Origin of the sequence: Streptomyces sp. enrichment culture (assembly GCF_964272855.1) — a bacterium.
Lineage (GTDB): Bacteria > Actinomycetota > Actinomycetes > Streptomycetales > Streptomycetaceae > Streptomyces.
In genome coordinates this window covers 3,671,641-3,697,180 of record NZ_OZ186847.1, presented here as the reverse complement: position 1 = coordinate 3,697,180, position 25,540 = coordinate 3,671,641, and the positions used below count along the sequence as shown (strand labels likewise).

Here is a 25,540-nt window from a genome sequence, read left to right as displayed (position 1 = left end):
CGGATCGTTCCCCGTCACACTCGCCCGCCGGGCCGTGTCAGCCAGGTGAACGAGCCGAAACGATGGGAGCCGAAACCATGTCCACTGCCTACGTCGTCGTCACCGTCCTGGGTGCCCTGATGGCGGGTTTCTCCGCCGGAGCGATCCAATTCCGCGCCGCCTGGGTGGTCAAGCCGCTCGCCGACTACGGCGTGCCGCGCGCCTGGTGGCCGTGGCTGGCCACCGCGAAGGCCGCGGGCGCGGTGGGCCTGCTGGCCGGGCTCGTCGTCCCGTGGGTGGGCCTGCTGGCGGCGGTCGGCCTGGTCCTCTACTTCACCGGCGCGGTGATCACCGTCGTCCGCGCCCGGTGGTTCTCGCACATCCCGTTCCCGCTGGTGTACGCCGCTCCGGCGCTCGCCTCCCTGGTCCTGGGCGTCACCGCCTGACAGCCGGACGTCACCCGGGAAGCGACCCGGGAAGCGACCCGGGCAGCGCGGCGACGGTCAGCTCCGCCAGCCGCTCCCGGTCCGCGACGACGTCGATCTCCGTGATGCCGTCGTCCGTGACGGTGAAGAACAGCACCAGCGCCAGCCGTCCGCCCGGCGCCATCGCCAGCCCCACCCGGCCGTCCAGCAGCGCCGGGCCGGTGAACCGGGCCCGGCCCATGGCCGCCATGGCGCCCCGCGCGACCCGGTCGGCGCCGGCCACGGTGACCGGCTCGGGCGTCGGCACGACCCACTTGTCGGCGGTGAGCACGACGTCCGGGGCGAGCAGCGACACCAGCGCCTCGAAGTCCCCGCCGCGGGTGGCGGCGAGGAACGCGGCGACGGCGGTGCGCTGCCGGCCGAGATCGGCGGGCGCCGGGTCCGTGCCCCTGACCCGGCGCCGGGCGCGGCTCGCCAGCTGCCGGGCGGCGGCCGGGGTGCGGTCGATGAGCGGCGCGATGTCGTCGAAGGGGACGGCGAACATGTCGTGCAGCACGAACGCCAGCCGCTCGGCGGGCCCCAGCCGGTCGAGGACGACGAGCAGCGCGACCCCGACGGAGTCGGCGAGCAGCGCCTCCTGCTCCGGGTCGGGCCGGGTGTCCAGGAGCGTGTGGTCGAGGGGTTCCTCGGGCCGGGCGCGCCGCGCGCGCAGCACGTTCAGGCAGACCCGGGCGACGACGGTGGTCAGCCAGCCGCCGAGGTTGCCGACCTCGCCGGTGTCCGCGCGCGAGGCCCGCAGCCAGGCCTCCTGCACGGCGTCCTCGGCCTCCCCGAGCGACCCGAGCATCCGGTAGGCGACGGCCCGCAGCCGCCCCCGCTCGGCCTCGAACCGCTCGGCGGACAGTGTGCCGGCCGGTACGCCCATTCCCTTTCCCCCCCGCTCGCCGAACTCCCGGGAAATCTACCGCCCTCCACTCGGCGTCGCGTCGGCGCGGCGGCTCGCCGCCACCGTCTCGGCGAAGGCGCGGGCGAGCGGGGTGAGCGCGTCCCACTGCCGGGCCGCCCAGCCGACTGTCAGCGGTCGCAGCGCCGGGAGCGGCACCAGCCGCAGGCCGCCGCCGCTCGCCGCCCGCAGTCCCGGCAGCGCGGGCACCACTGCCCGGCCCAGGCCCAGTTCCGCGAGCAGCAGGGCGGTGTCCCAGTCGGCGACGCTGGTGTCGTGGGCGAGGCGGACGCCGAGGTCGGCGCAGGCGGCGTCCAGGTGGGCCGCCGAGGTCGAGTCAGGGGGCAGGCGGATCAGCCGCAGGTCCGCGAGGCCGGCGGGGTCGAGGGCGGGGCGGGCGGCGAGCGGGTCGTCGGCGTGCACCGCCAGGACCCAGGGCAGGTCGACGACCGGGCGCTGCTCGATGCCGCGCACCGGTGGGCCGAGGGTGATCCAGGCGAGGTCGAGGTCGCTGCCGGCGAGGGCGTCGAAGCAGGCGCGGCTGGAGCTCTCGGTGCGGAACTCCAGGCTGACGCGCGGGTGCCGGCGCCGGAAGCCGACGATGGCGTCCGCCATGAAGTGCCGTACGGTCGTGCCGCCGGTCGCCACCCGCACCGAGCCGGTCTCGCCGTCGACGAGGTCACGCAGTCGCCGCAGCGCCAGGTCGAGCCCGCCGATGCCCTCGGCCGCGGCGGCCTCCAGGACCCGCCCGGCCGCCGTCGGCACGACACCGCGCGGGCGCCGCTCCAGCAGGCTGACCCCGGTCTCCCGCTCCAGCCGCTTCACGTGCTGGCTCACCGCCGACTGCGTGCAGCCGAGGTCACGGGCCACGGCACTGAGGCTTCCGGCACGGCACACGGCCACGAACACGCGGAGGTCGTCGAGCGTCATGAGACCCAAGGTATCGCTTGGATGTGTGCAGTATTTCTTAGGATTGACTGGGCGTCAGCCGGTGTACGACGATCTCGGCAGGGCCCGGGCGGCAACCCGCTCCGCGCCCCGCCGAGGTCCGGACCGGTGGCGGGGGAGGAGCGGGTGCCGACCCACACCACCGGAGGACCCCATGCAGGCACGCACCTTCCTCGAACAGCTCGGCGCGGGCGCCCTCGCGCACCGCGGCGGCACCCTGCTCGCCCATCTCGACCGCGTCCGCGACCGGTTGGCGGCCTGGCAGGCCCGCCCCGCCCTCCAGCAGGCCGGCCTGTGCCACGCCTGCTACGGCACCGACGGCTTCCCGGCGGTCCTGCTCCCGCTCGACCGGCGGGCCGAACTGATCGCCGTGATCGGCCCGGAGGCCGAGGCGATCGTCTACCTCTACGGCAGCTGCGACCGCTCGGCGAGCTACGCGACCCTCGCCGACGGCACCGGGGAGGTACGCGACCGCTTCACCGGCGCGCGGCACCGGCCGGACGAGCGGCTGCGCCGCGACTTCGCCGAACTCACCGCCGCCAACGAACTCGACCTCGCCCGGCACGACCCGGTGTTCCGCGCCCGGTGGGGCCCCGAACTGCTGTCCCTGTTCACCCGCTTCCGCCCCCTGCTCAGCCAGGCGGCGTGGACGGACTGCCTGGCCGTGCTGGGCGACGCCCCTTAGGGCCGCCGTACGGCGATCAGGAACGCTTGCGGAGCGGACTCGCCCAGGGTCTCGTCCGGCTCCCGCACGGTCCGCGACCGCAGGGCGAACCCGGCCCCCTCCAGCAGCTCCGCCATCCGCTCCGGCCGCCGTCGTTCGAAGTCCAGGGCGACCGGGTGGCCGAACGGCTGGTCCAGGTGGAGGGGTGCGTCGCCGACCTGGAAGGCGAGCAGCAGGTGCCCGCCCGGGGCCAGGACACGGGCGAACTCGGCGAAGAGGCCGGGGAGCCGGTCCACCGGCGTGTGGATCGAGGAGTACCAGGAGACGACCCCGGCGAGCTCCCCGTCGGGCAGGTCGAGGTCCAGCATGGAGCCCTGCGTGAACCGCAGCCCGGGGTGCTCGCGCCGGGCCACCGCCAGCATCGACGCCGACAGGTCCAGGCCGGACACCGGCAGCCCGAGGGAGGCGAGGTGCGCCGTCACGAGGCCCGTTCCGCACCCGAGGTCCACCACCTCCCCGGTGCCGCCGACGAGTTCCGCGTACGCGCCCAGCAGCGCCCGCTCCAGCGGCTGGGCGGCGAAGACGCGGGTGGCGAGTTCGGCGTACTCCTCGGCGATGGCGTCGTAGAAGGTGCGGGTGGTGGCGAGGAAGTCGGTGTCGGTCATGGGCACGGACCCTAGAGGCCCCCTGTGACACACCGGCCGGTTCAGGCCACGCCCGCCGCCCGCAGCAGCGCCGTCACCCCGGCCGCCCCCAGCACCACCACCACGAACGGCGCGCCCCTCCAGGCCAGGACGACGGCCGCCAGCACCCCGGCCGGCCGTGCCCAGCCGGCGAAACCGCCGCCCTCGGTGAGCGCGCCGCCGGCCAGCAGGGCGACGAGCAGCACCACCGCCCCGGCGGACAGCACCTCCTGCACCCGTGCCGGTATCCCGACCCGCCCGTGCAGCACCGGCCCGACCAGCCGGAAGGCGTACGTGCCCACGGCGAGCGCCAGGATCATCGCGACCGTCGGGTTCACGCCGCGGCCCCCTTCCGCCCGCCGCCGTACAGGGCGAGCCCCGTGAGGGCCAGCAGCACCGGCACTCCGGCCGGGACGACCGGCGTCACCAGCAGGGCGACGCAGGCGCCGAGCAGCGCGCAGCGGCGGGTGCGGGCGTCGTCACGCAGGGCGGGCAGCACGAGGGCGGCGAGGACGGCGGGGAACGCGGCGTCCAGCCCGTAGGCGGCGGTGTCGCCGAGCGCGCTGCCGGCGAGGGCCCCGGCCAGGACCGAGACGTTCCACACGGCGAACAGTCCGAGCCCCGAGACCCAGAACGCCGTCCGCCGCCGCTCGGGGTCGGACTGGGCGAGGGCGAAGGCCACGGTCTCGTCGGTGACGAGGTGGGCGCCGAGCAGCCGGGCGAGGCGGCCGTGGCCGATCACGTCGGCGACGGCCAGGCTGAACGCGGCCGTACGGGTGTTGAGCAGCAGGCCGGTGGCGGCCGCGGCGAGCGGTCCGCTGCCGGCCAGCAGCACGCCGACCGCGCTGAACTGGGCCGACCCCGCGTACACCACCAGGGACATCACCACCGGCACCCACACGGGCAGTCCGCCCGCGACGGCCACCGCGCCGAAGGAGATCCCGACGACGCCGCCGGCCACCCAGACGAGGGAGGCGTCGCGAACGAGGGGGAGGACCATGGGTGTTCGGAAGGACGAACGCATGTTTTCTACAATGAACAGACGGCCTCCTGTTCGTCAAGCCGAACGATCGTACTTCTGGAGCGAACGACATGACCGGTTCCGCGCCCGGGAGCGGCACCCCGCCCCGCCTGCCCCTCGACTGGATCGCCGCCTCCCTGCGCCGGGAACGCACCCGGGCCGGGCTGTCGTTGTCCGAGCTGGCCAAGCGGGCGGGGATCGCCAAGTCGACGCTCTCCCAACTGGAGGCGGCGAGCGGGAATCCGAGCATGGAGACGATCTGGGCGCTCGGCGTGGCGCTCGGGGTGCCGTTCAGCGCACTGGTCGAGCCGCCGGCTCCGGCCGTACGGGTGATCCGGGCGGGAGAAGGGCCCGCGGTCGCGTCCGAACAGGCGAATTACGTGGCGACCCTGCTCTCGGCGTGTCCGCCCGGCGCCCGCCGGGACATCTACGCCCTACGGGCGGAACCGGGCGCCGCGCGGGAATCCGAGCCGCATATTCCGGGCTCGGTGGAGCACCTGGTCGTGAGCTCCGGACGGGTGAAGGCGGGCCCGCGCGGGGAGAGCGTGGAACTGGGCCCGGGCGACTACATGACCTATCGCGGGGATGTTCCGCACGCCTACGAGGCACTGCTGCCGGGCACGACGTTCGTGCTGATCATGCAGCACATCTGACGCATCCGAGAATTCGTACAGAATTCACCGGAAAGCGGCCTGCGAATGGGCCGGGGAAAGGGCAGGAGCCCCGTCGCCGAAAGGCGCGGGGCTCCTTGGGTACTGCGCTAGATCGGATCCCGGATCAGGAAGGATCAGACCGGGGTGACGTTCTCAGCCTGCGGGCCCTTCGGACCCTGCGTGACGTCGAAGGACACCTGCTGGTTCTCCTCAAGGGACCGGAAGCCGGTCGCGTTGATCGCGGAGTAGTGGACGAAGACGTCGGGGCCGCCGCCTTCCTGGGCGATGAAGCCAAAGCCCTTTTCGGCGTTGAACCACTTAACGGTTCCGGTAGCCATAAGCCCTCCTTGGGCTCAAAGGGTTGCCCTGCTCCAGAACCAGCAAGTGTGAAGACGAGTTCTGCACAACTGCATCCGCCTGAAAACGACGAGAGCCCGCGGTCACATGCTCCGCAGGCTCTGTACTGCAAGGGAAACCAAACTGCAACTTGCGGCGAGCCTAGCACGCGGGCACCCGAAAGCAATAGAGGTCAAGATCACGTCACTCGGACGTTTGAAGATCACCACGCCTGTCCGACGCCGGGGGCGAGGACAGCAGCCTACTGCCCAGGGTCTAGCCTCGCGATGTGGACATTTCTCGCACCCGGCCGCGCGTCGGCCACATCCAGTTCCTGAACTGCCTGCCCCTGTACTGGGGGCTCGCGAGAACGGGCACGCTCCTCGACTTCGAGCTGACGAAGGACACCCCGGAGAAGCTCAGCGAGAAGCTGGTGCAGGGAGACCTCGACATCGGGCCCGTCACCCTCGTCGAGTTCCTGAAGAACGCGGACGACCTGGTCGCCTTCCCCGACATCGCCGTCGGCTGCGACGGACCGGTCATGTCCTGCGTGATCGTCTCGCAGGTCCCGCTGGACCGCCTCGACGGCGCCCGGGTCGCCCTCGGTTCGACCTCGCGCACCTCCGTCCGGCTGGCCCAGCTGCTGCTGGCGGAACGCTTCGGCGTCCAGCCCGACTACTACAGCTGCCCGCCCGACCTCAGCCTGATGATGCAGGAGGCCGAGGCCGCCGTCCTCATCGGCGACGCCGCGCTGCGCGCCAACCTGCACGACGGGCCGCGCTACGGCCTCGCCGTGCACGACCTGGGCGCGCTGTGGAAGGAGTGGACGGGCCTGCCGTTCGTCTTCGCGGTCTGGGCGGCGCGCCGTGACTACCTGGAACGCGAGCCGGTCATCACCCGCAAGGTCCACGAGGCCTTCCTCGCCTCCCGCAACCTCTCCCTGGAGGAGGTCGGCAAGGTCGCCGAGCAGGCGGCCCGCTGGGAGGCCTTCGACGAGCGGGTCCTGGAGCGGTACTTCACCACCCTGGACTTCCGCTTCGGCGAGCCGCAGCTCGCCGCCGTCGCGGAGTTCGCCCGGCGGGTCGGCCCGTCGACGGGCTTCCCGGCCGACGTGAAGGTGGACCTGCTCCAGCCGTGAAGGCCTGAAGGCCGTGAAGGTCGTGAAGGCCGTGAAGGTCGTGAAGGCCGTGACCCCGTGCCCCCGTGACCGCCGTGCTGCCGCCCGGACTGCGTAACCTGCTGGGAGACTCGACAGGTCCACGGGGGGCCACGGGGGAGGGGGCGCGCGATGCAGCCGCTCGGAGTCGACGAACCCACCGGCGTGGGGCCGTACCGCCTGCTCGGCAGGCTCGGCTCCGGCGGGATGGGGCGGGTGTACCTCGGCCGCAGCGCGGGCGGGCGCACCGTCGCGGTGAAGGTCGTCCACCCGCACTTCGCGCTGGACGAGGAGTTCCGGGCCCGCTTCCGGCGTGAGGTCGCCGCCGCGCGGCGGGTCGGCGGCGCCTGGACCGCGCCGGTCCTGGACGCCGACCCGGAGGCGCCGGTCCCCTGGGTCGCCACCGCCTACGCGGCCGGTCCGTCCCTGACCGCGGCGGTGGCCGAGGTCGGGGCGCTGCCCGTCGGCACGGTACGGGCGCTGGGCGCCGGGCTCGCGGAGGCGCTGGCCGCGGTGCACGAGCTGGGCCTGGTGCACCGGGACGTGAAGCCGTCGAACGTGCTGCTCACCCTGGACGGCCCGCTGCTGATCGACTTCGGCATCGCCCGCGCCACCGACGGCACGGCGTCGCTGACCTCCACCGGTGTCTCGGTCGGCTCGCCCGGCTACATGTCGCCGGAGCAGATCCTCGGCAAGGGCGTCACGGGCGCGGCGGACGTCTTCTCCCTCGGCGCGGTACTGGCGTACGCGGCGACCGGCGAACCGCCGTTCCCCGGCGACTCCTCCGCCGCGCTGCTGTACAAGGTCGTCCACGAGGAGCCCGAACTCGCCGGTCTCGAGGGCGACCTGCGCGAGCTGGTCGCCGACTGCCTGGGGAAGGACCCGGGCGCCCGCCCCGCACCGGGCGAGGTGGCCCGGCGCCTCGCCCCCGAGGGCGCGGCACGCCTGGTGGCGGACGGCTGGCTGCCCCGGGCGCTGGTGGAGGGGGTGAGCCGGAGCGCGGTACGGCTGCTGAACCTGGAGGCGGCGACGGACACGCCGTCGGGGCCGGCCGGGTTCAGCACCCCCGCGGTGAGCGTGCCGCAGTCCGTCGGCACGTTCGGGCCGCCGCCGGTGATGCCGCCCGCCGTACCGGCGCAGAGACAGGAGCCGCAACCGCAGCAGTCCCAGCCGCAGCCGCAGCCGTACGACAGCGCGCCACCGCGGGACACCGTCACCCCCTCCGGAGGGCGCCCCGGCAAGCTCTCCGTCACCGTGGCCGCCTCGGCGGCGCCCGGAGCGGACGGCAGGGGGCGGCGGTTGAGCTGCTCGGTCGCGCTCGCCGTCGCGGGCGCGCTGGCGGCGGTGACGGTCGGCTCGGTCTTCGTCCTCGACCTCCTGCCCGGCGGCCACCGGGACACCGCGGAGGGCGGCAAGGACGGCGGCGCCTACTCCCCGGCCCCCAGCGACGGGGATCCCGGCAACCCCGGGGACGCCCCGTCCCCGGCCGAGGTGCCCGCCCGCTACCTCGGCACGTGGGAGGGGCAGGGCACCGCCCTCGGCGGCACGCTGCCCGTCGGCACCTTCCGGGTCACCCTCCGGCAGGCCGAGGTCGGCGAGGAACTGGGCGAGGTCCGCCAGACGGACGCGCTGGGCGGCGTCTGCACGGACGTCCTGACCCTGGAGCAGGTGACCGAGAAGCAGCTCGTCGCCACGTCCGTCGGTGTCGAGTCCAACCACGGCGGCTGCAGCGGGGCGAAGGCGACGATACGGCTGACTCCCGTGGGCGACGACCTGAAGTACCAGTCGGACAGCTCCGAGTCGGGCAAGCCGGAGGCCCGGCTGTCGAAGCTCAGGTAGCGGCGGCGCTCTCCCGGATCCGGCTGATCAGCCGCGGGATCCCGTCCCGTACGGCGGGCAGCGGGCCCTCCGACTCGTCGTACGGCAACCGGCGTCCGCCGCCGTCCGGCAGGGTCAGCCGCATCCCCGGCAGCGAGGCGGGGATGGCCGTCGCCGCGTCGCGGCACGGCTCGCACACCGGCAGCCAGCGCCTGCGGTTGCGGTGCTCCGCCGAGACGCGGACGTCACGGCGGGTGCGGGCCGGGCCGTGCAGGGGGTTCACCCCGCACACCCGGTCCTCGGGCCCGCCCTCGTTCGGGGGCAGCGCCGCCTGGCCGGCCCGGGCGAGGACGATGAGCGCGACCAGCGTCGCGGGGTCCAGCGCCGGGTCCTTCGCGGCATCCGCCGCCCGCTCCCGGCCGTCACCGGTCAGCAGCAGCACCGCCTCCATGCAGTTCCGGGCACGCGCCCCGGCACCGTCCGTGAAGTGGGCTTCGAAGGCACGCAGTTCGGCGCGCGCGGTGCGGCGCAGGAAGTCCGCCGACGGCTCGGTGGGCTGGGTGTACGGCAGTGCCTCCGTCGGCACCGGATGCGCACCGCGCCGCCGCAGCGCCTTCCCGGTCAGCGCCAGCACCGCCGCCACCAGCGCGCACAGCAGCCCCGCCAGCACGGCACCCGACCACAGGCCGGGCCAGAACTCCCCGGAGAACAGCGGCCGGAGGGTGTCCTCCTCGCGGGGGTTGGGGGCGGGGGCGGGGTCGCCGAGGGAGCCGGGCTCCACGGTGCGCGGAACCTTCTCCAGGAAGGTCATGAGCCGGTCGAGGCGCCGGCCCATCAGATGGTCGTCGGCCCGGCCCGCCGCGTCGTCGCCGTACGCGACGGCCTCCGGCACGTCGAAGGTGACGCTGCGGCTGTCCAGCCGCAGGCCGTGGTTGTAGACGCCGATCACGCCCAGCACCGGGTCGGCGACGACGTACACGCCGTCCTCGCCCACCCGGTGGTGCACGGCGGCGGCGAACAACTCGTCGTCGCCCGCGGACTCGTCCTCGGGCTGCTGCGGGACCAGCGCGACGTACACCGGGCCACCGCCCTCCGAGCGGGCGAAGGCGCGGATCCGCTCGTGCAGCCGCTCCCGCTGCCGCGCGGTCAGCACCCGCGGGCTCTCCGGGTCCTCGTACACCGGGTCCTGCCTCAGCCCCGCGGCGACCCGCTCGACCCGCGCGGACATGTCGTCGGGGGTCGGTGCGGGCGCGGCGCCGGAACGGGTCTGGTCGAAGCGGGCGTTCGCGGTGACGGCGACCGCGACGGCGCAGGCGACGGCGACCGCCGGGACGACCCAGCGCCGCCGCGCGGCCGGCCGACCGGCGGGCGCGCCCGGCAGCCCGCGCCGCCACCGCCGTACGTACGGCACCAGGAGCAGCACGGTCAGCGGTACGCCGGTCAGCGCGGCCCCCGTCATGAGCGACTGGTCGTCCCGGTCGGAGGGGCCGATGTAGAGGGGGTCGGGCTCGTCGCCGTCGCCGTACTTCCCGCGGGCGGCCGCGGCCCGCGCCGCGGCCCTCTCCCCGCCCTGCGCGACGACGTCGGCGAAGCGCCGCAGGCTGAGCAGCGGTCCGGCGTCGTAGGGGAGTTCGTACAGCGAGACGGCCACGGCGTCGTCGGCGGGCGCGGTCACGCCGTACGCGGCGGCGTCCGTGACGCCCGAGTCGTCCAGCAGGACGTACAGCCCGTCCCGCCCGAGCCGGTCGTGCACCGCGTCCAGCAGCGCCTCGCCGCCGGTGCTCCCGGCGGGCAGCACGAGGACGTAGGTGGGCAGGCCGGTTCGCTGCGCCGCTTTCGCGAAGTCGGGCGCCGTGGATCTCGGCACCTCACGAGGGAGTTGATCCGATATGTACACCGGTTCGTCGCGCAGCCGCTCGGCGAGATGGCCGGCCTGCGCGACCGGCACGCCCTCCGCGGCACGCGCACCCGGCACGGCGAGCCCGAGCAGGGTGGCGACGAGGACGAACAGGGCGATGCCCGCCCGGCCGGCGATTCGCTCCATGGAAGACCCTTCGCTGTCGCGCACACGGCAAGCAGTGATCATGACACGCCGTGCTCTCCGGCCGGCCGCCGCGTACGCGGCCTGACGTGAGCGCGCGGAAACGCCTGGCGTAGGCTGGTTCGGTCCGTCCACAACCCTTGACGAAAGGGACGCCCCGGTGACCGAGAAGGCCGACCTCCAGTCTGTGCTCGACCGCGCCGCAGCGGGTGGGCGGATCACCCCCGAGGAGGCACTGGACCTCTACCGCGACGCGCCACTGCACGCCCTGGGCGCCGCCGCCGACGCGGTGCGCCGCCGCCGGTACGCGGGCGTCGAGCACATCGCGACGTACATCATCGAGCGGAACATCAACTACACGAACGTGTGTGTCACGGCGTGCAAGTTCTGCGCCTTCTACGCCCCGCCGAAGAGCGACAAGGGCTGGACCCGCGACCTGGACGACATCCTGCGCCGGTGCGCGGAGACCGTCGAGCTGGGCGGCACGCAGATCATGTTCCAGGGCGGCCACCACCCGGACTACGGCGTCGAGTACTACGAGAAGCACTTCTCCGCGATCAAGAAGGACTTCCCGCAGCTCGTCATCCACAGCCTGGGGGCGAGCGAGGTCGAGCACATGGCCCGGATCTCCAAGGTGTCGGTGGAGGAGGCCATCCAGCGCATCCACGCCGCCGGCCTCGACTCCTTCGCCGGCGCCGGCGCCGAGCTGCTGCCGGAGCGGCCGCGCAAGGCGATCGCCCCGCTGAAGGAGAGCGGCGAGCGCTGGCTGGAGATCATGGAGACCGCGCACAACCTGGGCGTCGAGTCGACCTCCACCATGCTCATGGGCACCGGCGAGACCAACGCCGAGCGGATCGAGCACCTGCGGATGATCCGTGACGTACAGGACCGGACGGGCGGCTTCCGCGCCTTCATCCCGTACCTCTACCAGCCGCAGAACAACCACCTGAAGGGCCGCACCCAGGCGACCATCTTCGAGTACCTGCGGATGATCGCGATCGCCCGCCTCTTCCTCGACAACGTCGCCCACATCCAGGGGTCCTGGTTGACCACCGGCAAGGACGCCGGCCAGCTGACCCTGCACTACGGCGCCGACGACCTCGGTTCGATCATGCTGGAGGAGAACGTCGTCTCGGCGGCCGGTGCCAAGCACCGCTCCAACCTCATGGAGATGATCGAGATGATCCGGGGCGCCGACCGCGTCCCGGCGCAGCGGAGCACGACGTACGAGCACCTGCTCGTGCACGACGACCCGGCGAACGACCCCGTCGACGAGCGGGTCGTCTCCCACATCTCGTCGACGGCGATCGAGGGTGGCACCGCCCACCCCGAGCTGAAGATCCTCGCCCCCAACTGAGCCCGCGTTGCTGACCCTCCACGTCGCCGAGGCCTCGCCCGAGACCGCCGTCCTGGTCGACGGCGCGCACCTCGCCGCCGTCGGCCCGTACGACGAGCTGGCCGCCGCCCACCCGCGGGCCCGGGTGCGGCGCTGGCCCGGCATCCTCACCCCCGGGCTGCTCAACCCGTACGGGCCGGAGCTGCTGGAGCGGACGTACCACCCCGACCCGCGCGAGGCCGACCGGCTCGGCACGGAACCGATCGGCGGGGAGCGCGCGCAGGCCCTGTTCCGCGCGGACCCCGCCCGCCGCGGCGCCAGCGCGCGGCGCGGCGTGCAGCGGCTCCTCGCGCACGGCACCGTCGCCATCGCGGGGGAGCTGCGTGAGCGGGCCGCGCTGGACGCGGTGCGGCGGGCCGGGCTCGCCGTCGGGCAGCGGCCGCCGTCGCTGCCGGGGCCGCCGTCCCTCTCCCCGGTCCCGCTGATCCTGCTGCCGCCGCTCGCCGCGGGCGGCCCCGCCCGCTTCGCCGTCTTCGACGTGCCCGACCGGGCCGCCCTGGTCCGGCAGGGCGCCGCCACCTGCGTGGCGACGGTCGTCGCGGGGCGCTTGGTGCACCGCCGCCGGTAGTTCCACCAGGACCTGGTGAGGGCTTCGCGGACGGCATGACCGGCGTGAGACGCTGGTGGCGCTCGATTGGTCTGTACCTGCCATCAGGAGGTTCGGGTCCATGCGCGGCACCACCGTCCCGCCCGGGACACCCTCTCTCCCGCCCCGTACCGGCGAACCGCCCCTGCACCGGCTGGAAGTGGCCGGCCCCGGAGCCGTCCCCTTCGTGGCCGGCGACTTCGACTCCCTGGGGCCGTACGCCCGCTGGCACCGGCCGCACCGGCACACCTTCTACGAGATCGTCCACGTCACCGCCGGGTCCGGCACCCACGTAGTCGACCTCACCCGCCGGCCGCTCGCGCCGCAGCACCTGGCCGTGCTTGCACCGGGCCAGGTGCACCACTGGGAGGACGGCCACGCCCTCGACGGCACGCTCCTGCTGTTCACCGAGGACTTCCTCGTGGACCACCCCGGCGACCGCGAGCTGCTGCGCCGGCTCGCCGCGCGCGGCTGGTTCCGGCCGCCGCCGGGGGAGGGCGAGCGGATCGGCGCCCTCATGACGGAGATGGTCAGGGAGTACGAGCAGCGGGGACCGGGGTACGAGGGCGTGCTGCGGGCACTGCTGCACGTACTCGCCGTCCGGGTGGCCCGGCTCCCGGACGGGCCCGCGCCCGGCGTCCCGGCCGAGGGCCGCGGGGCCGCCGTCGCCCAGGCCTTCGCCCGGCTGATCACCCTCCCCGACGCGGTCGCCTGGACGGTCCGGGAGTGCGCGGACCGGCTCGGCGTCACCCCCGGCTACCTCACCCAGGCCGTACGGTCCGCCACCGGCCGCAGCCCGGGACGGCTGCTGCGGGAGGCCCGCACCTGCCAGGCCCAACGGCTGCTCGCGCACACCGAGCTGTCGGTACGTCAGGTCGCCGCCCGCACCGGCTTCACCGACCCGGCGTACTTCAGCCGCTTCTTCCGCCGCGAGACCGGGCAGAGCCCCGGCGCCTTCCGAAAACACCACAGCCGCGCACACCAGTCCATCGAACCCCCGCACACGCACGCCTAGGTTCGGTGCCGTTCAGTCCGAAGTCGTTCCGACAGCCCCCACAAGGAGCAGGCATGGACAACGCGACCAACGAGACGCGCGACCCGGCCGAGGAGAACTCCCCGCTCGTCAGCCGCAAGACGGTGCTGCGCGCCGCCCTCGCCGCGACGGTCGCGGTCCCCGCGGCCCTGGCCGGCGCTCCCGCGCTGGCCCGCACCCTCACCGCCCAGGATGCGGCACCCCCGCTCACCCCGGCGTGCGACGACGGCGACGACCCCACGCCGCCGCAGACCGAGGGCCCCTACTTCAAGCCGAACTCGCCCCGCAGGACCAGCCTGCTGGAAGCCGGCACGCCCGGCACCCGGCTCACCGTGAGCGGCTACGTCTTCGGCCTCGCCTGCCGGCCGATAGCCGGCGCCCTGCTGGACTTCTGGCAGGCCGACGTCAACGGGGCCTGCGACAACACCGGGTTCCGGTTCCGCGGCCACCAGTACACCGGCGCCGACGGCGCGTTCACCCTCACCACGATCGTCCCCGGCCTCTACCCGGGCCGGACACGGCACATACACGTGAAGGTGCAGGCCCCGAACCGGCCCGTGCTGACCACGCAGCTGTACTTCCCGAACGAGCCCCGCAACAACACCGACACCATCTTCGACCCGCGCCTGCTGATGACCGTCCGCGACGCGGGCGGCGCCAAGGAGGCGGCGTTCGACTTCGTCCTCGCCGTCCCGCAGGACCCCGGCCCCACCCCGCCGCCGGGCGGCACCTGGACCGTCGGCACCGCCTACCGGCCCGGCGACCGCGTCACCCACGACGACCGCGCCTGGCTCTGCCTCCAGGCCCACACGGCACAGCCCGGCTGGGAACCCCCGTCCGTCCCGGCGCTGTGGCGGATCGCCTGACCCGGCTCAGCCCGCGAACACCGCACCGAACGCGCCGTCCTCCTGCGCCACCCCACTGCACTCGGACGCCGTGTCGCCCTCCCCGCACGCCCGGTCGCGGAACGTCGCCCACATCGACACCCAGGCGAGCCCGTGCCGCTCGGCGAACGCCCGGACCCGCGCCGCGTCCGCCAGGGTGAACGTCTCGCCGTCGACGTCGTTCACGCCGATCATCGACGTCAGCGCCATGCCCTTCCAGGCGGCGGCCGACGACAGGCCGAACACGTCGGCGAGCTGGGTGTGCGCGGCACGGGCGGCACGGACCGCGTAGCCGCCCATGTCGCCGGTGTAGGAGCCGCCGTAGTTCATCGTCATCAGGTTGACGGTGGAGACCTGCACGTCGTGCCCGTTGGCGGACGCCAGCAGCGCCAGGCTGTCGGCGTCCAGCCCGGACGGCATCACCGGGAGGGTGAACGAGACCTCCAGCTCCGGCCGTTCCTCCTGGAGCAGGGCGATCGCCCCGCTGCGCAGCGCGACCGAGTCCGCGTCGGTCAGCTCGTCGCCCTCGATGTCGAAGTCGGCCCGCGTCGCCCCCGCCGCGTCCAGCGCCGCGCCGTACGCCTCGGCCAGCTCGGCCGCGCTGTCGCAGACGGCGGCGAGTTCCTTGCCGGAGGCGCCGCCGAACGAGACCCGGACGGGGATGCCGGACTCCGTCAGCTCCGCGATCCGGGAGGTGACGGTCGCGTCGGTGAGCGCCTGGGTGCCGTTCCACTCGGGAGTGCAACCGCTGCCGTCCGACAGGACGAAGGCCAGGTTGTAGGCGTCGGGGGAGCCGGCCGAGTCGGTGGCGGAGGCGGTGGTGGCGCTGACGTAGGGCGCGTACGACAGGGCGTACGACGCGGTGGACGATGCTGTGGCGGACGGCGTGGACGACGGCGTGTGCGACGGATCGGACGTCGTGGCCGCCGTCTCGGCGGAGCACCCGGCCGTGGCCAGGGCGACCAGACAGGCGAGCGCGGCCGTCGGCTTCAGGAATCCCTTCATCGCGGGAACGTCTCACCCGCACCTGGGAGCCACCCGTGAGAATCCGGGCCCCCGGCGGGATCTCTCAGCGAGCGCACAGGCTGCGCCGTTTCTCATGGACGCTTCACAGGAAGCCGGTGACCTCGGCACATGAAGGCTCCCTAACGTCCGGGGAATGCATTCCGAGCCTGTCACCGAAAGCCGCGCGGCCGCGCGCGGCCGCCGCCGCAAACGCGGCACCGGGTCCGCCGAGGGGCCCGTGTTCGTCGACAACTCCGGACGCAGGTCCAGGCTGCTGCGCCGGATCGGCGTCCTCCTCGGCGTCGGCTGCCTCGCCTACGCGGCCGTCCTCGGCGCCGCCTTCATGGGCTGGGGCACCTCACTGGCCCCGTCGTCGCTGCTGCCCTTCGGCGCGGACGCCCAGGGTGCCGCGGGCGGCGGCCATGGGCCCGGCGGCGTCCGCCCCGGCGGCATGGGCGAGCGGATCGGCCTGCCCGGCAGCGCACCGCCCTCCGGCACCGCCGCCCCCTCCCCGTCCGCCTCGGCGACCGCCGACTGACGCCCACGACCGGAACGCAGCCACACCCATGACGACGACTTCCTCCCGCGGCCGGCGCCGTGCCCCCACCCGCATCGAACGGGCTGCGGGCAAGGCCGCGGCACTGCAGAAACCGCGTGTCATCCTCGCCCTGCTGCTCCTGCTCGCGCTGACCAGCGTGATGCTGCTCGACGGCTATCTGCGCGCCGAGGTCGGCGGCGACCAGCGGGTGCGCACCGGGGCCGGCTCCAGCGGTGTGCCCGACGACGTCCTCGACGGCGGCCCGATCCTCACCTTCCGCGGCGGACAGGCGACGACCGTGTCCGTCCCGGACAAGACGATCGCGCTCACCTTCGACGACGGCCCCGACCCGACGTGGACGCCGCGGGTGCTGGAGATCCTGGAGGAGTACGACGTCCCGGCCACGTTCTTCGTGCTCGGCTCGATGGTCGCCCGGCACCCGGACGTCGTGGCGGACATGGTCGAGCAGGGAAACGAGATCGGCCTGCACACCTTCACCCACGTCGACCTGTCCTACCAGTCCGAAGCCCGCGTGAACCGCGAGATGCAGCAGACCCAGCTGGCCCTCGCGGGCGCGGCCGGCATCACCACCACGCTGTTCAGGGCGCCGTACTCCTCGAAGACCGACGCCATCGACGACTACAGCTGGCAGGTCTACGAGCAACTCGGCGAACAGGGCTACACCAGCGTCTTCATCGACACCGACAGCGACGACTGGAAGCGCCCCGGCGTCTCGAAGATCGTCGAGTGGGCCACGCCCGAGGACGGCGAGGGCGCGTCCGTGCTCTTCCACGACGCCGGCGGGGATCGCTCGCAGACCATCGAGGCGCTGCCGAAGTACATCGAGAAGATGCGGGCGAAGGGCTACACCTTCACCACCGTCAGCGGGGCCATGGGGCGGCAGGCCCCGGGCGCCGCCGCGTCCGGTGCCGGTTCGCAGGCGGCTCACCGCCCCGCCACCGGCGCCACCCTCTACGAGGGCAGGGCGCTCGTCGCGGCCGTCGCCGTCGCCGAGTGGACCGTGCCGGCGCTGTCCGTCGGCCTGGCGGTCGTCGGCGTCGCGGTCCTGGGGCGCTTCGGGATGATGCTGATCCTGGCCCGCCGCCATCACCGGCAGCGCAACAGACGCCGGTTCTCCTGGGGGCCGCCGGTCACCGAACCGGTCAGCGTGATCGTCCCGGCGTACAACGAGAAGGAGTGCATCGCCAACACCCTGAACTCGCTGGCGAGAAGCACCCATCCGATCGAGATCATCGTGGTCGACGACGGCTCCACTGACGGTACGGCGGACATCGCCGAGTCCCTGGGCCTGCCCAACGTCCGCGTCATCCGCCAGGCCAACGCCGGCAAGCCCGCCGCCCTCAACAACGGGGTGCGCAACGCGTCGTACGACATCGTCGTGATGATGGACGGCGACACCGTCTTCGAACCGCACACGGTACGGCAGCTGGTGCAGCCCTTCGCCGACTCCGGCGTCGGCGCGGTCGCGGGCAACGCCAAGGTCGGCAACCGCGACACGGTCATCGGCGCCTGGCAGCACATCGAGTACGTGATGGGCTTCAACCTCGACCGGCGCATGTACGACCTGCTGCGCTGCATGCCGACCATCCCCGGCGCGATCGGTGCCTTCCGGCGCGAGGCGGTGCTGGACGTCGGCGGGATGAGCGAGGACACCCTCGCCGAGGACACCGACATCACCATCGCCCTGCACCGCGCGGGATGGAGAGTCGTCTACCAGGAGCACGCGCGGGCCTGGACCGAGGCGCCCTGTTCGCTGAAGCAGCTGTGGTCGCAGCGCTACCGCTGGTCGTACGGCACCATGCAGGCGCTGTGGAAGCACCGCAAGGCGCTCACCGACAAGGGTCCCTCGGGGCGGTTCGGCCGGGTCGGGCTGCCACTGGTGGTGATCTTCCAGATCGTGACACCGGTCTTCGCGCCGCTCATCGACGTCTTCACCGTCTACTCGATGGTCTTCGTCGACTTCCAGGCGGCCCTGCTGGCGTGGCTCGCGGTGCTGGGCGTGCAGCTGCTGTGCGCCGCGTACGCCTTCCGCCTGGACCGCGAGAAGTACCGGTACCTGCTGATGATGCCGCTGCAGCAGCTGGCGTACCGGCAGATGATGTACCTCGTCCTCATCCACTCCTGCGTCACCGCCCTCACCGGCGGCCGGCTGCGCTGGCAGAAGCTGAAGCGGACGGGCGAGGTCGGCACTCCGGCGGGGGTGAGCTGACGTGGGCTCGCACCGGAGGGGTACGGCTGCCGGACGCGACCGGTACTTCGACGCCCTCCGCGCCGCGGCCCTCGTCCGCGTGGTCGCGTATCACACGTTCGGGTGGGCCTGGGCGGGCCTGGTGTTCCCGTCGATGGGCGTCATGTTCGCCCTGGCCGGCACGCTCATGGCGAAGTCACTGGAGCGCCCGGCCCCGAAGGTCGTCATGAGCCGGGTGCGCAGACTGCTCCCGCCGTTCTGGTTCTGGGGCGTCTTCGTGGTCGCGGCGATGCTGGTGCACGGCTGGATGCCCGGCTGGCAGATCGTCTTCTGGATCGTGCCGCTGGGCGACCCGCCCGGCGACGCGTCGGGCGCGCAGGCCTGGGAGGTCCTCTGGTACCTGCGGACGTACCTCTGGTTCGTGCTGCTCTCCCCGCTCCTGCTGCGGTTCTTCCGGCTCGCGCCGGTACCCGTGCTGGCGCTGTCCCTCGCCCCGGTCGTCGCCCTCCGGTTCGCCTGGCAGCCGCCGGACGACCGCTTCGGCACCGCCCTGCTGGACCTGGCCACATACCTCTTCTGCTGGCTCCTCGGCTTCGCCCACCGCGACGGGGTGCTCCGGCGGCTGAAGCCGGCCGCCGTCGTCCTGTTCTCGCTGGCCGCGCTGGCGTACGGCGGCTGGTACGCCTTCGCGCACCAGGCCGAGTACGGCACCTACGACCTGGACGAGAACCCGCTCGCCCAGGCCTTCTGGTCGGCGGGGTTCGTGACACCGCTGATGTACTTCAAGGCCGATTTCTCCTGGCTCGCCCGCGCGCCGAGGCTGGACCGGATCGTGAGCGTCTTCAACGCGCGCGCGGTGACGGTCTACCTCTGGCACGAGATCGCGCTGATCCTGGCCGTGCCGCTGATCGACCGGTTCTGGGAGGTGCCCGCCTTCGAGGCCCACCTGCCGCTGGAGAACCAGTGGTTCATGTTCGGGGTGGGCTGGGTGCTGATCGCCGTCTTCGTGCTTCTGTGCGGGTGGGTGGAGGACGTGGCCGGGAAACGCACGCCGCGCCTTCTGCCGCCGGGCCCTGCTGCAACAATGAGGGCGTGACCCGCGCATCCCTGGACAAGCAGCCGCACGAAGTCGCCTCGATGTTCGACGACGTGGCGGACCGGTACGACCTCACCAACGACGTGCTGTCCCTCGGGCAGGCCCGCGCCTGGCGCAAGGAGGTCGCCAAGGCCGTCGACGCGCGGCCCGCGCAGAAGGTCCTCGATCTGGCCGCCGGTACGGCGACCTCCTCCCTGCCCTTCGCCCGCACCGGCGCCTACGTCGTCCCCTGCGACTTCTCCCTCGGCATGCTCCAGGTGGGCAAGCGCAAGCACCCGTGGCTGCCGCTGACCGCGGGGGACGCGACCCGGCTGCCGTTCAAGGACGACGTCTTCGACGCCGTCACCATCTCCTTCGGGCTGCGCAACGTCCAGGACTTCGACGCGGCGCTGCGCGAGATGCACCGGGTGACGCGACCCGGCGGACGGGTCGTGATCTGCGAGTTCTCGCACCCTACCTGGGCGCCCTTCCGCACCGTCTACACCGAGTACCTGATGCGGGCGCTGCCGCCGGTGGCCCGCGCGGTGTCCTCCAACCCGGAGGCGTACGTCTACCTCGCCGAGTCCATCCGCGCCTGGCCCGACCAGGCGGCGCTCGCCGACCGGCTGACGGGCGCGGGCTGGTCGCGGGTGGCGTGGCGGAACCTCACGGGCGGCGTGGTGGCACTGCACCGCGGGTTCAAGGAGAGCTGAGCGGCTCAGGGAGCGCCGAGCGGGCTCAAGGAGAGCTGAGCGGGCTCATCGCCCGTGGTTCCTCCGGCGTGATCAGCTCGCGGCGGACGCCGCCGTGCGGCGGGCCCGGGACGCGGGGCTCACGGACGCCCGAGCCTCCGCCGCCATCGCCCTCGCCGAAGTCGAACCAGACGGTGACCACGGCGCCGCGTGGTATCTCGGCTCCGGGTGGCGGGTACTGCCGTACGACGTAGTCCACGACCGTGCGCGGGAAGTCCGGCCGGTCCGGTGCGGCGAGCAGCACCCCGTGCGACTCGGCCGCCTCGCGCGCGTCGACGGCCATGAGACCGACGAGTCTCGGCACACGCACTTCGGGTGTTTTGGGTGGTATACGCACAGATGTCACCCCCAGCGGTACTGGCAGGGTAACCGCCCGGGGGTGCCGTCCGGAAGCGTCAGGTGTCTTTCCGTAGCCGAGTATTACTCTGCGTCACAACGCCAGTCGGTAGCAGTGCCCCTGCTGCTCGGACTCGGGCGTCGTGAAGGTCTCGGCGAGCCGCATGCCCAGCCGCTGGGTGACCGCGATCGAGCGGGCGTTGCGGGCGTTCACCATCGCCACCACGCCGGGCACGTCCGCCGCGCGCAACCGCTCAAGCGTCATCTGCGCGGCGGCGGTGACATAGCCCCGGCCCCAGTGCTCCCGGCCCAGCCGCCAGCCGATCTCGATCTCCCCGGCCGGACCCCACTCGAGAGGCCAGGGCTGCGCGCCGGTGAAGCCGATGACCCGGTCCTCCTCGTCGAGCATCGTCCACAGACAGAAGCCCAGTTCCGCGTCGTGCTTGCGCTGGCGGGCGGTCAGCTCCTCGTAGACGGACAGCCCGGCGGAACGGCCGCCGTGGAACTCCATCACGTCCGGGTGGTCGAAGACCCGGTGCCAGGCGACGGCGTCCTCGTCGGTGGGGACGCGCAGCCGTACCACGGGGAGCGTTCTGTTCACGGGGCAGCCCTTCAGCCGGTTGATCAATTGTGCTGAATAGACTGCCCATGTCCAGTGCCGGTCGGCACGCAGATTTCGAACTTGGGGAGATCCCGCCGTGACCGAGCCCCTCCTCTCCGACAACACCGCCGACGTGATCGTCGTGGGCGCGGGGCCAGCGGGCTCCACCACGGCGTACCACCTCGCCAAGGCCGGGCTCGACGTCCTGCTGCTGGAGAAGACCGAGTTCCCGCGCGAGAAGGTGTGCGGTGACGGGCTCACCCCGCGGGCGGTCAAGCAGCTCGTGGCGATGGGCATCGACATCTCCGAAGAGGCCGGCTGGCTGCGCAACAAGGGCCTGCGCATCATCGGCGGCGGCGTCCGGCTCCAGCTCGACTGGCCGGATCTCGCCTCCTTCCCCGACTACGGCCTGGTCCGCAAGCGCGACGACTTCGACGAGCAACTGGCCCGGCAGGCGCAGAAGGCGGGCGCCCGGCTGTACGAGCGCTGCAACGTCAGCGGCCCGATCGTCGACGACCGCACCGGCCGCATCACCGGTGTGACCGCCAAGCTCGGCGAGGACAAGCGCGAAGTCTCCTTCCACGCCCCGCTCGTGGTCGCCGCCGACGGCAACTCCACCCGCCTCTCGCTGGCGATGGGCCTGCACCGCCGCGAGGACCGCCCGATGGGCGTCGCCGTGCGCACGTACTTCACCTCCCCGCGCCACGACGACGACTACCTGGAGTCCTGGCTGGAGCTGTGGGACCGCCGCGGCCCCGGCGAGGACCGCCTCCTCCCCGGCTACGGCTGGATCTTCGGCATGGGCGACGGCACCTCCAACGTCGGCCTCGGCGTCCTGAACACCTCCGACTCCTTCAAGGAGCTGGACTGGCGGGAGGTCCTGAAGGCGTGGTGCGCGTCCATGCCCGAGGACTGGGGCTACACCCCCGAGAACATGACCGGCCCGATCCGCGGTGCCGCGCTCCCCATGGCCTTCAACCGCCAGCCGCACTACACCCGCGGCCTGCTGTTGGTCGGCGACGCCGGCGGCCTGGTGAACCCGTTCAACGGCGAGGGCATCGCCTACGCCATGGAGTCCGGCCAGATCGCCGCCGACGTCATCGTCCAGGCGCACGCGCGGGCCACCCCCGCCCAGCGGGAAGTCGCCCTCCAGCGGTACCCGCGCGTGCTCAAGGACACCTACGGCGGCTACTACACCCTCGGCCGCGCCTTCGTGAAGCTCATCGGCAACCCGAAGGTCATGAAGATCGCGGCCCAGCGCGGCCTGACCCACCCGATGCTGATGAAGTTCACCCTGAAGCTCCTCGCCAACCTCACCGACCCGACGGGCGGCGACGCGATGGACCGCATCATCAACGGACTGACCAAGGTCGCACCGAAGGCCTGATCACGTCACGGGGTTGCGCCGAGCGCGGGCCGTGCCTGCCGCGACGATGACGCCGGTGCCGGAGGTGGCGGCACCGGCCAGCAGGGGCTGGCGAATGCGCCTGCGTTCAGCGGGCTGGCCAAGGCCGCACCGAAGGCCCGATCACGCCACGGGGTTGGGCCGCGCGCGGGCCGTGCCTGCCGCGATGACGACGCCGGTCGCGGCCAGCGCGGCGCTGACCCAGGCGGCGGCGCGCTGGTCGCCCGTGGCAGAGGTGGCGGCACCGGCCAGGAGGGGGCCGGTGAACGCGCCCGCGTTCAGCGCGGCGGTGGCGAACGCCCCGCCCAGCGCGGGCGCGTCGGCGGCGGCCTTCAGCACCCGGTTCACCAGCGCCGAGCCGACGCCGAACGACAGAGCGCCGAGGGCGGTGGCCGTGACGAACAGCGGCAGCGCGTGCGCGCCGGCCACGGCCAGCACCGCCCACCCCGCGGGCAGCGACGCGAGCGCGGGGAACAGGCGGCCGTCGCCCCTGCGGCCCGCCACGGTCACGCCGACGAACGCGCCCGCCCCGAACGCCGCGAGCAGTCCGGGCACCGCCGCCCCGGGCAGCCCCGTGACGTCGGTGGCGATGACGGCCAGGTAGGCGAAGGTCGCGAACGTCGCCCCGTTGACGACGGCGGCGAGCAGCAGCGCCGACCGCACGGGGCGAGCCGTCAGCACCCGCGCCTCCCGGCGGACCGAGACCTCGGCACGCCGGGCGGCGTCGGCGGGCGCCGAGCGGAACACCAGCGCCAGCGCGGGCAGGCACAGCGCGGCCACCGCCCAGAAGGCGGCGCGCCAGCCGGCCCGCTCGCCGAGCAGCGCGCCCGCGGGCACCCCGGCGACACACGCCAGCGTCACCCCCGACAGCAGGACGGCGGTCGCCCGCCCCTGCCGATCCGGGGCGACCAGGGACGTCGCGACGGACATCGCGACGGCGAGGAAACCGGCGTTGACGACCGCGCCGACGATCCGGGTGCCGAACAGCACGGCGAAGTCGTCCGTGACCGCGCCGACGGCATGGACGGCGACAAATGCCGCGAGAAACCCGGCCAGCGCCCGGCGGCGCGGCCAGCGCGCGCTCCAGGCGGCCATCACGGGGGCGCCGACGACCATGCCGATCGCGTACGCCGACGTCAGGCTCGCGGCGGCGGCCACCGGTACGGACAGATCACGGGCGATGCCCGGGACGAGCCCGGACAGCATGAACTCGGAGGTTCCCTGGGCGAAGACGGCGAGGCCCAGGACATGGATGAAGACAGGCAAGGAGTCCACTCCGGCGTGAGTGTGCGGGCAGGAGCATCCGCGCGCTGGAGGGAAGGAAGAACCGGCCAGGCACGCGGAGCGCGTGTCCGGTCGCCGGAGGCGGGGGCGGCTCGGGGAGCCGTACGACCGTCAGCCTGCGGCCCGCCGCCGGGCGACCGGCGGCTCCGCTCTGTCGGACTCGGGGTTCGTCACGTGAGGCACGCTAGCGGCGGCCTCGCGGGACGGCAACGGAAATACGGCCGGGGAACGGGCGAAGGCCGCAGCCCCCGAGCGGCTGCGGCCCTTCCCACGTTGTGCGACGGCTCAGAGGACGCGGACCGCGCCGGAGGCCGGGTAGCCGGAGAGGTCCTGGATGACGACGCCCTTGGAGGGGTTCGCGGCGTCCAGGTACTGGCCGTTCCCGATGTACACGCCCACGTGGTACGCGGAGCCCTTGCCACCCCAGTACAGGATGTCGCCGACCGCGAGGTTGGACAGGGAGACCTCGGTGCCCATCATCGACTGGTCCTGCGACACGCGCGGCAGGTCCACACCGACCTCACGGAAGGCGGCCTGGACGAGGCTGGAGCAGTCCCAGGCGTTGGGGCCGGTGGCGCCCATGACGTAGGCGTCGCCCAGCTGGGCCTTGAGGAAGGAGATGACCGTCGCGACGCTGCCGCTGGCGGGCGCGGAGACGGACGTGTCGGCGGCGGACGCCGACGTGGACGTCGACGCGGAAGCGGACAGGGTGGCCCGCTCGGCGTTCCGCGAGGCACGCTCGGCGGCGGCCTTGCGTGCGGCCTCCTCGGCCTTCTTCTTGGCCTCGGCCTTCTTCTTCGCGTCGGCGAGGTCGGCCTTGGCCTCCTTGGCCGCCTCGGCGGCGGCCGCGTCACGCTCGGCCTGCAGCTCGTAGTTCGCGGCGGCCAGCTCGGTGGCGTCCGCGGACTGGGCGACCTGGGCGGCCAGGTCGGCCGTCAGGGTGGGCAGTTCGATGGTCTGCGTCACCGGTTCGGCGGCGTTGGCCGCCCCCGACGCACCGGCCACTGCCACGGTGCTGAGGATGCCACCGGCAACTCCGGCCCGCATCGCGATCGTCGACGCGCTGCGGCGGGGCTTCCGGTGGCTGCGTATGTGAGCGGTGTGGGACATGAGAACAACCGGTATCAGGGCCTCCTTCATACCTTCAAGAAACGTGTCCTGCGCCACAGTTGTTCAATCGAGCCCGTGAAACGTGGGGCGCGGAGTCCTTATTGACGCCTTAACGGACATTGCGGACCCCACCCCACAAGCCTGTGATCACGGTCTTTCGTCGTTACGCCCGAATTGCCCGTGGCCTACCACTGGTTGGGGTGGTTGGCCAAGCCCGGTTCTCATCGGCCTCTCATGAATGTGGCGGAGGTCACGGAACGGTCACCGCGACGGGCGCGTCCGGCGCGCGGACCGGCGGTCGGCGAGCTCGTGAACGCGTGCACGCGTCCACACCCGGCCCCGCGCCTCCCTCCGAGGTGTGAATGGCGCCCTCTATCAAGAGATCAAGTCCAACGCCAATTTGCATGCGCGGGAACCCTCTTGATATTGAGACGCCCCTCGCGAGCTGGGCCGACGAGCGGAAATGTCACCAGTAGTGATCACTCTGGTGCTTCTAGTGCGAAGATCACTGCTCATATGACTTCATGATCCTTCGTCAGGTGGTGGAGATCACAAAGCTTGTGGAATACCCCGTGTCGCAGATCACAGAGCGGCGGGCATAAGATGCGAGGCAGTTGGGCTTGTGACCTGCTTCACATGTTCTCGATCTTCGCCGGGAC

The 25,540-nt window shown here is 73.0% G+C and carries 26 protein-coding genes; 14 read left to right on the top strand and 12 right to left on the bottom strand.

Features of this window, described 5'->3' with window-relative positions:
• Window positions 1-77: 77 nt before the first annotated feature.
• Entirely contained in the window at window positions 78-425 is a 348-nt protein-coding gene (locus tag ACSU6L_RS15805; RefSeq protein ID WP_437057374.1) for a DoxX family protein, read from the top strand.
• A gap of 10 nt (window positions 426-435) precedes the next feature.
• On the opposite strand, the gene ACSU6L_RS15800 is transcribed toward ACSU6L_RS15805, so the two are convergent.
• Together ACSU6L_RS15800 and ACSU6L_RS15795 are read right to left on the bottom strand one after the other, a co-directional pair.
• Entirely contained in the window at window positions 436-1,329 is an 894-nt protein-coding gene (locus tag ACSU6L_RS15800) for a sigma-70 family RNA polymerase sigma factor (RefSeq protein WP_437057373.1), read from the bottom strand.
• Window positions 1,330-1,365: 36 nt separating this feature from the next.
• On the bottom strand, window positions 1,366-2,277 hold the full coding sequence (locus ACSU6L_RS15795; RefSeq protein ID WP_437057371.1) for a LysR family transcriptional regulator: 912 nt from the start codon (window positions 2,275-2,277) through the stop codon (window positions 1,366-1,368).
• A gap of 172 nt (window positions 2,278-2,449) precedes the next feature.
• On the opposite strand from ACSU6L_RS15795, the gene ACSU6L_RS15790 reads away from it, so the two are divergent.
• Window positions 2,450-2,980: a DUF6817 domain-containing protein gene (locus tag ACSU6L_RS15790; protein WP_437057369.1), complete on the top strand. Its 531-nt coding sequence runs from the start codon at window positions 2,450-2,452 to the stop codon at window positions 2,978-2,980.
• Here the strand turns inward: ACSU6L_RS15790 and ACSU6L_RS15785 are convergent.
• The 3 genes from ACSU6L_RS15785 to ACSU6L_RS15775 are packed head-to-tail and all read right to left on the bottom strand — an operon-like array spanning window position 2,977 to window position 4,666.
• Window positions 2,977-3,624 carry a class I SAM-dependent DNA methyltransferase gene (locus ACSU6L_RS15785; protein ID WP_437057367.1) on the bottom strand — a complete coding sequence of 216 codons (648 nt, stop codon included), beginning with the start codon at window positions 3,622-3,624 and terminating at the stop codon, window positions 2,977-2,979. The genes ACSU6L_RS15790 and ACSU6L_RS15785 overlap by 4 nt on opposite strands.
• 41 nt (window positions 3,625-3,665) lie before the next feature.
• Window positions 3,666-3,980, bottom strand: coding sequence for an AzlD domain-containing protein (locus ACSU6L_RS15780; RefSeq protein WP_437057365.1), 315 nt, complete (start codon window positions 3,978-3,980; stop codon window positions 3,666-3,668).
• Entirely contained in the window at window positions 3,977-4,666 is a 690-nt protein-coding gene (locus ACSU6L_RS15775) for an AzlC family ABC transporter permease (RefSeq protein WP_437057363.1), read from the bottom strand. The genes ACSU6L_RS15780 and ACSU6L_RS15775 overlap by 4 nt, the downstream gene beginning before the upstream one ends.
• Before the next feature lie 68 nt (window positions 4,667-4,734).
• Between ACSU6L_RS15775 and ACSU6L_RS15770 the strand changes: the two genes are divergently transcribed.
• Window positions 4,735-5,316, top strand: a complete 582-nt coding sequence (locus ACSU6L_RS15770) for a helix-turn-helix domain-containing protein (protein WP_437057361.1) — start codon at window positions 4,735-4,737, stop codon at window positions 5,314-5,316.
• A 134-nt stretch (window positions 5,317-5,450) separates the two neighbouring features.
• On the opposite strand, the gene ACSU6L_RS15765 is transcribed toward ACSU6L_RS15770, so the two are convergent.
• Entirely contained in the window at window positions 5,451-5,654 is a 204-nt protein-coding gene (locus ACSU6L_RS15765; RefSeq protein WP_004984723.1) for a cold-shock protein, read from the bottom strand.
• Window positions 5,655-5,941: 287 nt separating this feature from the next.
• Between ACSU6L_RS15765 and ACSU6L_RS15760 the strand changes: the two genes are divergently transcribed.
• Both ACSU6L_RS15760 and ACSU6L_RS15755 read left to right on the top strand, forming a co-directional pair.
• Window positions 5,942-6,790, top strand: a complete 849-nt coding sequence (locus ACSU6L_RS15760) for a menaquinone biosynthetic enzyme MqnA/MqnD family protein (protein WP_437057358.1) — start codon at window positions 5,942-5,944, stop codon at window positions 6,788-6,790.
• 150 nt (window positions 6,791-6,940) lie between these two features.
• The gene (locus tag ACSU6L_RS15755; protein WP_437057356.1) at window positions 6,941-8,647 is read left to right on the top strand and encodes a serine/threonine-protein kinase; all 1,707 of its coding nucleotides are present in this window, start codon (window positions 6,941-6,943) and stop codon (window positions 8,645-8,647) included.
• Here ACSU6L_RS15755 and ACSU6L_RS15750 read toward each other — a convergent pair.
• Complete coding sequence (locus tag ACSU6L_RS15750; RefSeq protein ID WP_437057354.1) at window positions 8,640-10,670, bottom strand: hypothetical protein; 2,031 nt, start codon at window positions 10,668-10,670, stop codon at window positions 8,640-8,642. The two genes, ACSU6L_RS15755 and ACSU6L_RS15750, sit on opposite strands and share 8 nt — an antisense overlap.
• Window positions 10,671-10,827: 157 nt before the next feature.
• Here ACSU6L_RS15750 and mqnC point away from each other — a divergent pair, with 157 nt between their 5' ends.
• The 4 genes from mqnC (at window position 10,828) to ACSU6L_RS15730 (ending at window position 14,548) form a co-directional block, all read left to right on the top strand.
• Window positions 10,828-12,024 (top strand): cyclic dehypoxanthinyl futalosine synthase, encoded by a 1,197-nt coding sequence (mqnC, locus tag ACSU6L_RS15745; RefSeq protein WP_437057352.1) that lies wholly within the window; start codon window positions 10,828-10,830, stop codon window positions 12,022-12,024.
• A gap of 7 nt (window positions 12,025-12,031) precedes the next feature.
• Window positions 12,032-12,631: an imidazolonepropionase-like domain-containing protein gene (locus tag ACSU6L_RS15740; protein WP_437057349.1), complete on the top strand. Its 600-nt coding sequence runs from the start codon at window positions 12,032-12,034 to the stop codon at window positions 12,629-12,631.
• Between the two features lie 100 nt (window positions 12,632-12,731).
• On the top strand, window positions 12,732-13,664 hold the full coding sequence (locus ACSU6L_RS15735) for an AraC family transcriptional regulator (RefSeq protein WP_437057347.1): 933 nt from the start codon (window positions 12,732-12,734) through the stop codon (window positions 13,662-13,664).
• Between the two features lie 53 nt (window positions 13,665-13,717).
• The gene (locus ACSU6L_RS15730) at window positions 13,718-14,548 is read left to right on the top strand and encodes a carbohydrate-binding protein (protein ID WP_437057345.1); all 831 of its coding nucleotides are present in this window, start codon (window positions 13,718-13,720) and stop codon (window positions 14,546-14,548) included.
• Window positions 14,549-14,554: 6 nt separating this feature from the next.
• On the opposite strand, the gene ACSU6L_RS15725 is transcribed toward ACSU6L_RS15730, so the two are convergent.
• Window positions 14,555-15,571 (bottom strand): chitinase, encoded by a 1,017-nt coding sequence (locus ACSU6L_RS15725; RefSeq protein WP_437057343.1) that lies wholly within the window; start codon window positions 15,569-15,571, stop codon window positions 14,555-14,557.
• 154 nt (window positions 15,572-15,725) lie between these two features.
• Between ACSU6L_RS15725 and ACSU6L_RS15720 the strand changes: the two genes are divergently transcribed.
• The 4 genes from ACSU6L_RS15720 to ACSU6L_RS15705 are packed head-to-tail and all read left to right on the top strand — an operon-like array spanning window position 15,726 to window position 20,106.
• Window positions 15,726-16,109 carry a hypothetical protein gene (locus tag ACSU6L_RS15720; protein WP_437057341.1) on the top strand — a complete coding sequence of 128 codons (384 nt, stop codon included), beginning with the start codon at window positions 15,726-15,728 and terminating at the stop codon, window positions 16,107-16,109.
• Between the two features lie 28 nt (window positions 16,110-16,137).
• A complete protein-coding gene (locus ACSU6L_RS15715) occupies window positions 16,138-18,339 on the top strand; it encodes a bifunctional polysaccharide deacetylase/glycosyltransferase family 2 protein (RefSeq protein WP_437057339.1) in 2,202 nt (733 codons plus the stop codon).
• A 1-nt stretch (window position 18,340) separates the two neighbouring features.
• Entirely contained in the window at window positions 18,341-19,414 is a 1,074-nt protein-coding gene (locus ACSU6L_RS15710; protein WP_437057337.1) for an acyltransferase family protein, read from the top strand.
• The gene (locus ACSU6L_RS15705) at window positions 19,411-20,106 is read left to right on the top strand and encodes a demethylmenaquinone methyltransferase (protein ID WP_437057335.1); all 696 of its coding nucleotides are present in this window, start codon (window positions 19,411-19,413) and stop codon (window positions 20,104-20,106) included. Before ACSU6L_RS15710 ends, ACSU6L_RS15705 begins: the two co-directional genes overlap by 4 nt.
• A gap of 25 nt (window positions 20,107-20,131) precedes the next feature.
• On the opposite strand, the gene ACSU6L_RS15700 is transcribed toward ACSU6L_RS15705, so the two are convergent.
• Together ACSU6L_RS15700 and ACSU6L_RS15695 are read right to left on the bottom strand one after the other, a co-directional pair.
• Window positions 20,132-20,482: a PASTA domain-containing protein gene (locus ACSU6L_RS15700; RefSeq protein ID WP_437057333.1), complete on the bottom strand. Its 351-nt coding sequence runs from the start codon at window positions 20,480-20,482 to the stop codon at window positions 20,132-20,134.
• A gap of 93 nt (window positions 20,483-20,575) precedes the next feature.
• On the bottom strand, window positions 20,576-21,082 hold the full coding sequence (locus tag ACSU6L_RS15695) for a GNAT family N-acetyltransferase (RefSeq protein WP_073940792.1): 507 nt from the start codon (window positions 21,080-21,082) through the stop codon (window positions 20,576-20,578).
• Window positions 21,083-21,179: 97 nt separating this feature from the next.
• Here ACSU6L_RS15695 and ACSU6L_RS15690 point away from each other — a divergent pair, with 97 nt between their 5' ends.
• A complete protein-coding gene (locus tag ACSU6L_RS15690) occupies window positions 21,180-22,469 on the top strand; it encodes a geranylgeranyl reductase family protein (protein WP_073940635.1) in 1,290 nt (429 codons plus the stop codon).
• Window positions 22,470-22,610: 141 nt separating this feature from the next.
• Here the strand turns inward: ACSU6L_RS15690 and ACSU6L_RS15685 are convergent, their stop codons facing one another.
• Entirely contained in the window at window positions 22,611-23,753 is a 1,143-nt protein-coding gene (locus tag ACSU6L_RS15685) for a Cmx/CmrA family chloramphenicol efflux MFS transporter (RefSeq protein ID WP_437064914.1), read from the bottom strand.
• A gap of 303 nt (window positions 23,754-24,056) precedes the next feature.
• Window positions 24,057-24,911, bottom strand: a complete 855-nt coding sequence (locus ACSU6L_RS15680) for a C40 family peptidase (protein WP_437057331.1) — start codon at window positions 24,909-24,911, stop codon at window positions 24,057-24,059.
• Between the last annotated feature and the right edge of the window lie 629 nt (window positions 24,912-25,540).